This window comes from Duncaniella sp. (genome assembly GCF_029054785.1).
Taxonomy (GTDB): Bacteria; Bacteroidota; Bacteroidia; order Bacteroidales; family Muribaculaceae; genus Duncaniella.
This window is the reverse complement of the sequence record NZ_JAIDEN010000109.1, coordinates 1-12,464: the sequence shown is the minus strand read 5'-3', so window position 1 is coordinate 12,464 and position 12,464 is coordinate 1. Positions and strand designations below refer to the sequence as shown.

Below are 12,464 nucleotides of genomic sequence, written 5' to 3'. Positions count from 1 at the left end.
CATCTTCTGACGGAGGACGATCCGATGTTCGCCTTCAACACGCCCATCATTGACGCGACAGCGCCCTACTGCGTGGCCTACAAACCCAATACCGCCTTCTATGAAAGCCGTGGGACAGAGGGCTGGCAGACTCTGGAGCGCACGGTCAACTATCTGCGCACCAACTATCCCGACCATTTCATCATCGCCGACGCCAAACGCGGCGACATCGGGAACACCTCTTCGCTCTATGCCCGCGCATTCTTTGAAAACATGGGTGTCGACGCAATCACCGTGGCTCCATACATGGGCTTTGACAGCGTCAAACCATTCATGGACTATGAAGGCAAATGGGTGATACTCCTTGCCCTCACCTCAAACCCCGGAAGCCGTGACTTCCAGTTCCTCACCGACATGACCGGCACACGTCTCTTCGAGCACGTCCTGGAAACAGCCCAGAAGTGGGGCACGACAGAAAACCTGATGTTCGTCGTCGGCGCAACCCAGGGCGCAATGTTTGCAGAAGTGCGCCGTGTGGCACCGCAGAGCTTCCTGCTCGTTCCCGGCGTAGGAGCACAGGGCGGCAGCCTTGAGGAAGTAGCGAAATGGGGCATGACACCTGAATGCGGCCTGCTCGTGAACTCATCGCGCGGCATCATCTACGCATCCTCAGGCACCGATTTCGCAGAAGCTGCCGAGGCCGAAGCCCGCAAACTCCGCGACCACATGACCATCCTGCTCTCCACCTACGGAGTGATCTGATCCGGGCCGAAAACAGACAGCTTATTGCATATAAAGGGAATTTTTCGTAATTTTGTAAGTTACGAAAAATTCCCTTTATCATGGATTTCCAGCTCACATCACAATATCAGCCCACGGGCGACCAGCCGCAGGCGATCGAGCAGCTTGTGGCAGGCATCAGGGCGGGTGAGAAAGCCCAGACGCTTCTCGGCGTCACAGGCTCAGGCAAAACATTCACGATGGCCAATGTCATCGAACAGGTTGGAAAACCGACTCTCATCCTCAGCCACAACAAAACATTAGCCGCTCAGCTTTACAGCGAGTTCAAGGGATTTTTCCCAAACAACTCGGTGCAGTATTTCGTGTCGTATTACGACTATTATCAGCCGGAAGCCTACATTCCGACCGTCGACAAATATATCGAGAAGGACCTCATGATCAACGACGAGATCGAGAAACTCCGTCTTTCAACCGTTTCGGCGCTCCTGTCGGGACGCAAGGATGTGGTAGTGGTCTCCTCCGTCTCCTGTCTCTACGGCATGGGCAATCCTGAGGACTTCGACAGCAATGTGGTCACCGTGAAGGTCGGTCAGAAGATCACACGCAACAAATTCCTGCGGTCGCTCGTCAATTCGCTCTACTCGCGCAACGAGCTGGAACTGTCGCGCGGCACTTTCCGCGTCAAGGGCGATACCGTCGACATCCGTCTGGCCTATGAAGAAATCATTGTCCGTGTGACATTCTGGGGCGACGAGATCGAGTCGATCAAGACTCTCCATCCGTCAGACAATGTCTCGCTGGGCACCCATGACATCTTCCAGATCTATCCGGCCAACCTGTTTGTCACCTCGCCCGAACGCATGGGATCGGCGATCGGTCAGATCGAACTGGACCTTGGCGAACAGTACAACTATTTCATGCGCGAGGCCAAGGAACTCGAAGCAAAGCGCCTGCTGGAACGAGTGACCTACGATGTCGAGATGCTGCGCGAAGTCGGCCACTGTTCCGGCATCGAGAATTACAGCCGCTACTTCGACGGACGTCAGCCGGGAATGCGCCCCTTCTGCCTCCTCGACTATTTCCCAAAGGACTTCCTCACGATTGTCGACGAAAGCCATGTCACACTGCCTCAGTGCAGGGCGATGTATGGCGGAGACCTCTCACGCAAGATGAACCTTGTGGAATATGGCTTCCGCCTGCCTGCGGCTCTTGACAACCGTCCGCTGAAATTCGAGGAGTTCGAACGGCTGACACCTCAGGTGCTCTACGTCAGCGCCACTCCCGCCGATTATGAGTTGGAAAAATGTGAAGGCGTGGTGGTCGAACAGATCATCCGCCCGACCGGTCTGCTCGATCCGGTCATCGAAGTGCGCCCATCGCTCAACCAGATCGACGATCTTCTTCACGAGATCAACCTACGGATCGAGCGCGACGAGCGCGTCCTCGTGACCACCCTGACCAAACGCATGGCCGAGGAGCTAAACGACTATCTCACCAAAATCCGCATAAAGACGGCATATATCCACAGCGATGTCGACACCCTGGACCGCATAAAGATTCTCGACGGACTGCGGGCCGGAGAATTCGATGTGCTTGTCGGTGTCAACCTTCTCCGTGAAGGTCTCGACCTGCCGGAAGTCTCGCTTGTGGCCATTCTCGATGCCGACAAGGAAGGCTTCCTGCGCAGTCACCGCTCGCTGACTCAGACCGTGGGCCGCGCAGCCCGAAATCTGAACGGCACCGTCATCATGTATGCCGACAAGATCACCGACTCCATGCAGCAGACCATCGACGAGACCTCTCGCCGACGCGCCATGCAGCTTGCCTACAACGAGGAACACGGAATCACCCCGCAGGCCATCATCAAGGCCCGCAACTCGATCATCGGACTTGAGACCGATGCCGACGGGATCACCGACAGCAAGGCATCCGGACAGCCGCAGCGGACAGACCGCAGCCAGTCAAAGGCAGGGCGTCCGAAAGCCGTGCCTTATGCCGAGGAATACAGCACGAAAGTCAACCTCGCCGCCGACCCCGTCATCCCCTATCTCAACGCAGACGCCTTGCAGAAACTCATCACGACAAAGCGGCTTGAAATGGTCGAAGCCGCCAAGCGCATGGACTTCATCGACGCCGCACGCCTGCGCGACGAAGTTCTCGCGATGGAAGACCGCCTCTCCAAGATGTCTGCCGAACCGAAGGAAGAAACAAAATGAGCGAAAAGAAAGAAAATATAAAAACCGCCGAAGCGGGCCGACAGCGCATGACATATCCCGGCGCGGACCGCTATCTCCCCACCTCAGTCAAGGAAATGAAAGCCCTGGGCTGGGACCACGTCGATGTTGTACTTTTTTCGGGCGACGCCTATGTAGACCACCCCTCGTTCGGCGCGGCAGTGATCGGACGAACACTTCAGGCCGCCGGCTACAATGTGGCCATCGTCCCCCAGCCCAACTGGCAGGACGACCTGCGTGACTTCCGCAAATTCGGCGCCCCCCGCCTCTTTTTCGGAGTCTCGGCCGGAGCGATGGACTCGATGGTCAACCACTACACCGCCGCCCGGCGCCGCCGCAGCGACGATGCCTACACCCCCGGCGGACGCCACGGCGCCCGCCCCGACTACCCCACTATTGTCTACTCGAAGATTCTCCGCGACCTTTTCCCGGAGACTCCGATCATCGCCGGAGGCATCGAAGCATCAATGCGCCGTCTCTCCCACTATGACTATTGGGAAGACCGCCTGCGCCCCTCCCTGCTCGCCGACTGCAAGGCCGATCTGATCAGCTATGGCATGGGCGAACACTCGGTGGTTGAAATCGCCGGACAGCTTGAAGCGGGAGTACCCGTCGGCTCGCTCATTGACCTGCCTCAGACCGTGGTCCGCGTCGCCGATGCAGATTTCAGAGCCGGAAAAGACGACATCATCCTGCACTCATTCGCCGACTGCCTCCGCGACAAACGCCTCCAGGCCGAAAACTTCCGCCATATCGAGCAGCAGAGCAATTCAATGAAAGGCAGAGTGCTCTGGCAGCACCACGAAGGCGGCTTCTGGGTGAAGGTCAATCCGATGTATCCGCCGATGACCACCGGCGAGATCGACGCATCATTCGATCTGCCCTACACCCGCCTGCCCCACCCGCGCTACAAAGACAAACGCATACCGGCCTATGAGATGATACGCCATTCGGTCAACATCCACCGCGGATGTTTCGGCGGATGCTCGTTCTGCACCATCTCGGCCCATCAGGGCAAATTCATAGCCTCGCGAAGCCGCGAGTCAGTGATCCGCGAAGTCCGCCAGATCACACGCATGCCCGATTTCAAAGGCTATCTGAGCGACATCGGCGGTCCGAGCGCCAACATGTATGGCCTCGGTGGCAAAGACAAAAGCATCTGCGCCAAGTGTCTGAAGCCCTCGTGTCTGCACCCGAAAATATGCCCCAACCTCAACACAGACCACCAGCCACTGCTCGATCTCTACCACGAAATCGACAGCGTCCCCGGCATAAAGAAATCATTCATCGGCAGCGGTGTGCGCTATGATCTTTCCATGCACCACACTGGCGACCGCCGCATAGACGAGACAAACCGCACATATAATGAAGAGCTGATCACCCACCACGTCTCCGGACGTCTGAAAGTGGCGCCGGAACACACCTCCGACACTGTGCTCAACCTTATGCGCAAGCCCTCTTTCCAGCTCTACCATGAATTCAGCCGATTTTTCGACCGAGTCAACTCGCGTCACGGACTCCGACAGCAGCTGATCCCCTACTTCATATCCTCCCATCCCGGATGCCGCGAAGTCGACATGGCCGAGCTTGCCGCCGAGACCAAAGAACTCAATCTGCACCTCGAACAGATTCAGGACTTCACCCCTACCCCGATGACTCTCTCTACCGAAATCTACTATACAGGCTATCATCCTTACACCGGAGAGAAAGTCTTCACCGCCGTCAGCCCTGAACAGAAACAGGCTCAGCGGAAATATTTCTTCTGGTATGACCGCGCCTATCAGGCCGACCTCATCCGCTCTCTTCAGCGCCTGCGGCGTCCCGATCTGCTCCAGCGCCTATTCCCTCGCCAGGCCACCTATCCATATCAAAAATCAAAAAGAAATTAGGCCCGACCGACTGCTTTTTTCGCCCCGATTCCGGGGCGGAAAAAGCCCTTTCGGAGAGGTGAAGAAAATCGCACTGACAAAACACAGACTAACGCATTGATTTTCAATACCCGACAAAACAAGCTGAAGAATTTTCCGACCCCCTCGAAATTTGTATAAACCACTATTCGTGTCGTATCTTTGCATTGTCGGGATCGAGGCTGCAGACCGCATTCCGCCACATGTCTAACCTCTCCAAAAACATTATCACATGAAAGCGACACTCACCCCCCTCATCCTCTCCCTGCTGCTCTCGGCGGGAATGGCATCCTGCACACAATCGGAAGAAAACGATCAGGCCAACGAAATCCGGGAATCAATCGAAGCGAACGACAGAGCGCGCATAGCCGATGAATTTGAAAGAAACTGGGAAAAACGCCGCGCTCAAATTGCAGAAATCAACCAAAAGAGGCTTCACGAATTAGCATCAACCCCCGAAGGCCGTGAAATCATGGAAAAATCACTTCTAAAATGGAAACACAGCTATGTGGAAGGAGACCATCTTATTTTCCGGCTGACACGCGACCAAGCTATAGCGAAAGGATTTACCGCCGAAGAATATGACAAAATAATAGAAGTCTATACCTGGTGCAACCATGAGGTTGATAGCTGTAAAGCAGTGGCTAAAGTCCAAAATACAAATATCACATATCACCATGATAATTTTATACAAAATTTTGAACAGGCACGCAACGGCACACATGAATATTACAAATATCTGAATAAAAATCATTTAGAACGACCTGATGCACTCGCTCTCAGAGATCGTAAATAGACTAAATAAACCCCATTTGACACATATCAATTTGCATTTCCCATATTTATGTTGCTATTCCATAAACTACTGAGTCTATTAACAATGGTCATCCTTGTCGGATGTTCTCATAGGCTTGGTGGTGAAAAGCAGGAACTTATAGAGTCTGCCGACTCGCTCTATCGGGCAGGGGAATACAGCGCGGCGGTCACGCCTGCGATGCAGCTTCTGGAACTTGCCCGCGAAGATGGAGACCACTATCTTTGCGGGCAGGCCGAAGACCTGCTTGCCGACATAATAGCCGCGACTTACGGCGGACATGAAGTGGTGGAGCATCGGCTCAATGCAGCAACGCAATACCTTCAGGCCGACAGCGTCAGGGCACACCGCTATGCCCTGTTGGATGTGGCTATAGCCCACGCCAACAACGACAGCCTGCGCCTCGGAATGTTTCTGCTGGACAGCATCCGGTCAATAGCCGGCAGCGATTCGGCTCTGACAGCCAACTGCCTGCGGGCATCAATGCGCATCACTGCAAGGCTCGACGGTCTCCGGGAATTCGACAGCCGCAGACTATGCCTATCTCGCCATCAGCAAAAGCACGATGAAAGCCAAGGCCGAAGACTATCGACATGTACTGCCCGACATAGCTGCCGAGATCGAGACAGAGCCGGCAGACTACGGCCTCTATCTCGACAGTGCTCGCGCGATAGCGAAAACCGAATCGGAATACAAACTGATCGACTGGGCCACAGCCGAATGTTACAGAAATGCCGGAGAGCCGGAACTTTGGAAAAACTACACCGACAGCCTTTGCGAACAACGGCTCTACGCCCGACAGCCCACAGCGTCCGAGACCGTTGTAGGTGCTCAACGCGATTTCCAGTCGGACCGCGCTAACGAACAACACTCGCGGGCTTCAAGTCTGCGGACAATCCTCATCTGTGTCACACTGCTGTTTATCGTCATTGTGGCCGCGGGCTATGCTTACTACCGCCTGCGCATGAAAGTGAAAAACGCCGAAATCGAAGCGCAGATGGAATCGCTCGCCAATCTGAGCAACGAGATAGCACGCGGACATGCATCGTCATCCGCCATGAACACGCGCATCGAAAACCTCTTCCGTGAGCGCTGGCAGACCATCAATTTCCTCTGCAACGAATTTTTCGAGAAAGGCGATTCGGAAAAGACCCGCGCCTTCATCATAAAGGAGGTCGAAAAAGAGATAGAACGGCTTAAAACGCCTCTCAAACTACGTCAGATCGAGGCCTCGGTCGACGAGTGTATGGACTCCATAGCCAGCCGTCTGCGCAGTCAATGCGCCGCCCTGCTCAAAGAAGATGACATCCGGTTCATAGTCCTGATCTATGCGGGCTTCTCTCCGCGAGCGGTGTGTATGTTCACCGGAATGAAGTTGAAATCGTTTTACACCAAACGGACACGACTGATAACTCGAATCAGCGCATCAGAGGCTATAGACCGCGATGAATTCCTGCAAAAGCTAAATGCTACGTCATAAATATTCAATCAAATTCTCATACTCAACATCTTAAACCTTACGTCTTTCCATCAACAGCGACTTAACACACACATCCGAAGTCTCACACTCCGGACAAAACGGAAGAGCCACGCAACTGACACCGCCCATAAAAGACGATGACAGCTGCGTGGCCCTTTCCATTTTTTAAGAATACTTTTAGCCGGTGGACTAAACCACATCAGCTCAGATCTTACCGACGAGGTCGATGCCGGGCTTGAGGGTCTGCTGACCCGGACGCCAGCGGGCCGGACAGACCTGATCGCCATGTTCGGCCACAAACTGTGCGGCCTCAAGTTTGCGGAGAAGTTCCTCGGCATTACGTCCGATGCCGTTGTCCTGAATCTCGGCAATCTTGATCTTGCCTTCGGGATTGATCACGAAAGTGCCTCGGTAGGCCATGAAATCGTCAGGGTTCATGACTCCGAAATATTCACTGAGCGCACCTGTCTTGTCGGAAAGCATCGGAAACTTGACTTTCTTGATCGAATCGCTCGAATCGTGCCAGGCCTTGTGGGTAAACTTACTGTCGGTGCTGACGCTGTAAACCTCGGCACCGAGTTCTTTGAATTTATCATAGGACTCAGCCATGTCGACAAGCTCAGTCGGACATACAAAAGTAAAGTCCGCGGGATAGAAAAAGAGAATAGCCCACTTGCCTTTGAGATCTGCGGAAGTGACGGTCTTGAAATCTCCGTCGACAAACGCATCGACTGAAAAATCCGGAATCTGCTGGTTGATGATAGTCTGCATAGTTTTTTAGTAGTATGATATATTTGCTCGTTTATAGTAGATTTGCCTGAGTTTTTCACCGCAGGCGGTAAGCCTGTCTGGAAAACGGCCACAGAGACGGCTCTGAGGCCACATTCTTTATAACATCACCCTTGCAGAAAGGTTCACCGGAGCAGTAACAGCGTCTATTTCAACCAAAAAAATCATCTATGCGACAACAAATTCAACTGACGTCTGTTGTTAAATTCACATTTTTATGTTAATTTTGACGCGAAATGTTAACGCGCTTTCGTCTTATTTGAAAATTTTTACAACAATTATACATTGCAGTTGTTAACATAGTAAGCGTATCCGTTAAACTTAAGGTTCACCCGCGGGTCTACCTTAATATATAATAGAGAGCACCAAGGAATGAAAAAATCAACTATCTGGTTTCTGACCATCATAATGGCGCTGACCTTCATCGGCCTGCTTTATGTACAGATCATGTATATGAACAACATGAAGAAAATGCGTGACGACCAGTTTGCCGAGGGGGTAAAACGCTCTCTCTACGCCGTCACCACCCGCCTCGAACAGGACGAGACAAAACATTTCCTTGAAGAGGATCTTGCCACGATGGAGACGCAGTTCTATCCACGCACCAACGCCGACGGCTCTGTTGGAATAAACTATAACTTTACCACCCCCGAAGGGATCAACTATGATCTCACCCTGAAAGGCAACATCGACCAGCGGAACACCAGTCCCTCGATGCGCGAGATCATGCGCGGCAAGTATCTCTATCAGAAAGGATTGCTCGACGAGGTCATTTTCAACATCATCACCCGCTCAAGCAACCGTCCGATCAGCGAGCGCGCCGACTCGACTGAAGTGCGCTCATATCTGCGGTCCGAACTCGACAACAACGGCCTGACACTGCCTTTCGAATATGCCGTTGTCAACCGCGTCGGCGGTATAGTCTACCGCTCGGCCAACTATCATCCGACACCGAGCGACGAGAACTCCATGTTCATCCAGACGCTCTTCCCGAATGATCCGAAAAACAAGATGTACTATCTCAAGGTCTACTTCCCGACCAAGAGCGACTACATTTTCGGTTCGATCCGCTTCATGATCCCCTCGTTCATCTTCACGTTCATTCTTCTGGTCACCTTCCTCTGCACCATCATCCTCGCATTCCGCCAGAAGAAACTGACCGAGATGAAAAACGACTTCATCAACAACATGACCCACGAGTTCAAGACACCGATATCGACCATCTCGCTCGCAGCACAGATGCTCAACGACGGTGCTGTCCTGAAATCGCCGGCCATGCTCAGCCATATCTCCACTGTCATCAACGATGAGACAAAGCGTCTGCGTTTCCAGGTTGAGAAAGTGTTGCAGATGTCGATGTTTGAACGCCAGAAAGCCACACTGCGCCTTCAGAACGTTGACGCCAACGTCCTGATCGCCAACATCACCAGCACATTCAAGCTGAAGGTGGAAAAATACGGCGGCAGGATCGAGGCCGTTCTCGACGCCGAAGAGTCAACAGTCAATGTCGACGAGATGCACTTCACCAACGTGATTTTCAACCTTCTGGACAACGCGGTGAAATACCGCCGCGAGGACGTGCCCCTGAAACTCACCGTCAGCACCCGCAATGTCAGCACCCACAACGACGAACGCATAGCTGTGACCATCCGCGACAACGGTATCGGCATGAAGCGCGAGGATCTCAAAAAGATTTTCGAGAAATTCTATCGTGTCTCCACCGGCAACCGCCACGATGTCAAAGGCTTCGGCCTCGGCCTGGCCTACGTCAAGAAAATGGTCGGCGAACTCGGCGGCGAGATCAGCGTGGAGAGCGAAATCAATGTAGGAACAAAATTTACAATAACATTACCAATAACTAAAAACTAAAAAACTATGGAAGAACGTTTGCGCATACTACTTTGCGAAGACGACGAAAACCTCGGCATGCTCCTCCGCGAGTATCTGCAAGCCAAAGGTTTCAACGCCGATCTCTTCGCCGACGGGGAAAGCGGCTACAAAGCATTCCTCAAAGGTAAATATGATCTTTGCGTCCTTGATGTGATGATGCCAAAGAAAGACGGTTTCGCACTCGCTCAGGAAATAAGGACCGTAAACTCCGAAGTCCCCATCATCTTCCTGACCGCCAAGTCGATCAAGGAGGATATCCTCGAAGGTTTCAAAATCGGAGCCGACGACTATATCACAAAACCGTTCTCGATGGAGGAACTCGTATTCCGCATCGAAGCGATCCTTCGCCGCGTCAAAGGCAAGAAGGGCAAGGAAATCACAATGTATAAGATCGGAAAATTCACTTTCGACACCCAGAAACAGGTTCTTCTGATCGACGACAAGGTGACAAAACTCACCACCAAGGAATCCGAGCTTCTCAGCCTCCTCTGCGCCCATGTGAACGAAATCCTCGAAAGAAATTTCGCTCTCAAGACAATCTGGATCGACGACAACTACTTCAACGCCCGCTCGATGGACGTCTACATCACCAAACTGCGCAAGCATCTTAAAGACGACCCCTCGATCGAGATCATCAACATCCACGGCAAAGGCTACAAGCTCATTGCTCCCGAACTCGAAACCTCGAACTGATCCTAAATCCCTCATATCCACCGGGCCGATGCCAACTGTCAATGACGGCGCCGGCCCGGTGGACCTATAATAATCCGTCAACCACTTTGGCTCTCATAATGAAAAAACGCACACTGATTTCAGCCCTGCTGTTGCTCATCTTTGCCTCCTGGAGCTTCAAAACACCGGCCCGGACCAACAGCGAATGGCAACCCGACATACTCGGCAACGGCTACGAGATGCGCCATGTCGACCAAGGGACCGACTATACCGGCAGAGTAATATCCACCATCGTCCGCAAGCTATGCCCTCCGGATTCGGCAGAAAACCGGACGCACCGCGGTGTGCTCTATGTCCACGGATTCAACGACTACTTTTTCCAGCAGGAAATGGGCGATCGCTTTGTCAGCCACGGTTATGACTTCTATGCCGTCGATCTGCGACGCTACGGACGCTCTCTGACCGAAGGGCAAAAACCGTTTGACATACGCGACATGGCAGACTACTTCCCGGACATCGACTCAGCCCTCGTTGTCATGGAGCGTAACGGAATTGACGAAGTCATCCTCATGGGACACTCAACCGGAGGACTGACAACAGCCTACTTCGAGAGCCGTTGTCATCCCGAAATCATCAAAGCGCTGATTCTCAACAGTCCGTTTCTGGACTGGAACCAGGGATGGAAAGAGCGGATTATTCCCGCCGTAAGCCTTTGGGGCAAATTATTCCCGGATTTCAAGATTTCACAAGGCCTGTCGACAGCTTACGCCGAAAGTCTGCTGAAAGACTTCCACGGCGAATGGACCTACAACACCGACTGGAAATTCATCCAATCGCCTCCTGTCACCGCCGGATGGATCCGGGCGATAACAGAAGCACAAAACGCACTGCGCGACGGCCTTGCCGATATCCGCATTCCCGTCCTCCTGCTCTACTCCTCCCAAAGCGTCACCGGCTCAGAATGGACTCCGGACCACAATCGGGCAGACGGCGTCCTTGACGTCAACGACATCAAAAAATTCGGTCGGGAATTAGGCCCGGATGTCACCTGCACAAAAGTCATCGGAGGGCTTCACGACCTTGTGCTCTCAGCGCCCGAAATCAGAGAACCGCTCTATCGCTACATCTTCAGCTGGCTTGACCGCACCCTCCCCGCCACAACCCAATCGCCCCAATCCGCGGAATAGCATCAAACCACAAATCAGGCTCAAACTCCAGCTGCACGACAGCAGAATAACAGTTAATTAATATTAAAACAGGCGCATCATATTGACATTGTCAGCAAAACAGACTAAATTTGCAAATTAGTACATCCGCACACAGTAATTGATTCAGATCAATAGCATTTCGGAGTATCACTCATCCACTAAACGGGGCTGACCGGTTTTGACAGCGTGCAGAAGTGGTGAGTAAGCATGCAGAGCAATGATGGCTACGCTCTTAAATCAGGGACATCAAAATTTCAAATGGCGAAAACAACTACGCTCTCGCTGCCTAATCGAAGCACAGTAGATTAGCTTTATTTCGGCAACAGTTGCCGAAACGAGACATCACCCGATTGTCCTTTTTCCGAGACGGATCGACCCGGTGGTGCAGATAAATCGGAAATATGGCGACGAAAGCCTCGCGACTCGCCGAGAAACTTAGAGGATAAGGCTGAGATTGGTTGTTTCTTACCTGTCTCAACACGAAAACCAAGAAGAAACTAAGCATGTAGAAAGCTCATTAGTTCCGCGTTTGGACGAGGGTTCAAGTCCCTCCAGCTCCACTTAGCGGGTCGGACAGATTGCTGCAATCCAGTTGCAGCGATTTCCAATTCCGGCCAACAAAAGTCTAAACAAGACTAAACCGCAGAATTTCAATCAATTCTGCGGTTTTTTCGGGTCAAGCCGAAATGCCAGTGCATATGTTAAATTGAGACGTAGAGAGTGTTAAAATTTTAGGCGTATAGTTTGACG

At 52.6% G+C, this 12,464-nt stretch carries 10 protein-coding genes and 1 other RNA gene; 9 read left to right on the top strand and 2 right to left on the bottom strand.

From position 1 onward, the window contains the following. The 4 genes from pyrF to K2H17_RS07340 form a co-directional block, all read left to right on the top strand. Positions 1 to 741: orotidine-5'-phosphate decarboxylase (gene pyrF, locus K2H17_RS07355; RefSeq protein WP_300133226.1), on the top strand; the 741-nt coding region annotated here is incomplete at its 5' end. An 80-nt stretch (positions 742 to 821) separates the two neighbouring features. Beyond that, the gene (gene uvrB, locus K2H17_RS07350; RefSeq protein ID WP_300133224.1) at positions 822 to 2,936 is read left to right on the top strand and encodes an excinuclease ABC subunit UvrB; all 2,115 of its coding nucleotides are present in this window, start codon (positions 822 to 824) and stop codon (positions 2,934 to 2,936) included. A gap of 47 nt (positions 2,937 to 2,983) precedes the next feature. After that, positions 2,984 to 4,843 carry a YgiQ family radical SAM protein gene (locus K2H17_RS07345; protein WP_300133228.1) on the top strand — a complete coding sequence of 620 codons (1,860 nt, stop codon included), beginning with the start codon at positions 2,984 to 2,986 and terminating at the stop codon, positions 4,841 to 4,843. Between the two features lie 250 nt (positions 4,844 to 5,093). Continuing rightward, positions 5,094 to 5,657, top strand: coding sequence for a hypothetical protein (locus K2H17_RS07340; RefSeq protein ID WP_300133221.1), 564 nt, complete (start codon positions 5,094 to 5,096; stop codon positions 5,655 to 5,657). Positions 5,658 to 5,735: 78 nt separating this feature from the next. Here the strand turns inward: K2H17_RS07340 and K2H17_RS07335 are convergent, their stop codons facing one another. Further along, positions 5,736 to 6,023: a hypothetical protein gene (locus tag K2H17_RS07335; protein WP_300133219.1), complete on the bottom strand. Its 288-nt coding sequence runs from the start codon at positions 6,021 to 6,023 to the stop codon at positions 5,736 to 5,738. Positions 6,024 to 6,240: 217 nt separating this feature from the next. Here K2H17_RS07335 and K2H17_RS07330 point away from each other — a divergent pair, with 217 nt between their 5' ends. Continuing rightward, entirely contained in the window at positions 6,241 to 7,155 is a 915-nt protein-coding gene (locus tag K2H17_RS07330; protein ID WP_300133216.1) for a hypothetical protein, read from the top strand. A 204-nt stretch (positions 7,156 to 7,359) separates the two neighbouring features. On the opposite strand, the gene ahpC is transcribed toward K2H17_RS07330, so the two are convergent. Then, on the bottom strand, positions 7,360 to 7,926 hold the full coding sequence (gene ahpC, locus K2H17_RS07325; RefSeq protein ID WP_300133213.1) for an alkyl hydroperoxide reductase subunit C: 567 nt from the start codon (positions 7,924 to 7,926) through the stop codon (positions 7,360 to 7,362). 390 nt (positions 7,927 to 8,316) lie between these two features. On the opposite strand from ahpC, the gene K2H17_RS07320 reads away from it, so the two are divergent. The 4 genes from K2H17_RS07320 (at position 8,317) to ssrA (ending at position 12,277) form a co-directional block, all read left to right on the top strand. Next, positions 8,317 to 9,813, top strand: coding sequence for a HAMP domain-containing sensor histidine kinase (locus K2H17_RS07320; protein ID WP_300133210.1), 1,497 nt, complete (start codon positions 8,317 to 8,319; stop codon positions 9,811 to 9,813). 6 nt (positions 9,814 to 9,819) lie between these two features. Further along, positions 9,820 to 10,527 carry a response regulator transcription factor gene (locus tag K2H17_RS07315; protein ID WP_123400548.1) on the top strand — a complete coding sequence of 236 codons (708 nt, stop codon included), beginning with the start codon at positions 9,820 to 9,822 and terminating at the stop codon, positions 10,525 to 10,527. A 98-nt stretch (positions 10,528 to 10,625) separates the two neighbouring features. Then, complete coding sequence (locus tag K2H17_RS07310; protein WP_300133206.1) at positions 10,626 to 11,693, top strand: alpha/beta hydrolase; 1,068 nt, start codon at positions 10,626 to 10,628, stop codon at positions 11,691 to 11,693. A 185-nt stretch (positions 11,694 to 11,878) separates the two neighbouring features. Beyond that, positions 11,879 to 12,277: a transfer-messenger RNA gene (ssrA, locus tag K2H17_RS07305) on the top strand. The last annotated feature ends 187 nt before the right edge of the window (positions 12,278 to 12,464 follow it).

What these genes read in the sequence shown, in the direction of transcription:
- uvrB (WP_300133224.1), top strand. Translation starts at nt 822, where the DNA reads ATGGATTTCCAGCTCACATCACAATATCAGCCCACGGGCGACCAGCCG.
- K2H17_RS07345 (WP_300133228.1), top strand. Translation starts at nt 2,984, where the DNA reads ATGACATATCCCGGCGCGGACCGCTATCTCCCCACCTCAGTCAAGGAA.
- K2H17_RS07340 (WP_300133221.1), top strand. Translation starts at nt 5,094, where the DNA reads ATGAAAGCGACACTCACCCCCCTCATCCTCTCCCTGCTGCTCTCGGCG.
- K2H17_RS07330 (WP_300133216.1), top strand. Translation starts at nt 6,241, where the DNA reads ATGAAAGCCAAGGCCGAAGACTATCGACATGTACTGCCCGACATAGCT.
- ahpC (WP_300133213.1), bottom strand. Translation starts at nt 7,926, where the DNA reads ATGCAGACTATCATCAACCAGCAGATTCCGGATTTTTCAGTCGATGCG.
- K2H17_RS07320 (WP_300133210.1), top strand. Translation starts at nt 8,317, where the DNA reads ATGAAAAAATCAACTATCTGGTTTCTGACCATCATAATGGCGCTGACC.
- K2H17_RS07315 (WP_123400548.1), top strand. Translation starts at nt 9,820, where the DNA reads ATGGAAGAACGTTTGCGCATACTACTTTGCGAAGACGACGAAAACCTC.
- K2H17_RS07310 (WP_300133206.1), top strand. Translation starts at nt 10,626, where the DNA reads ATGAAAAAACGCACACTGATTTCAGCCCTGCTGTTGCTCATCTTTGCC.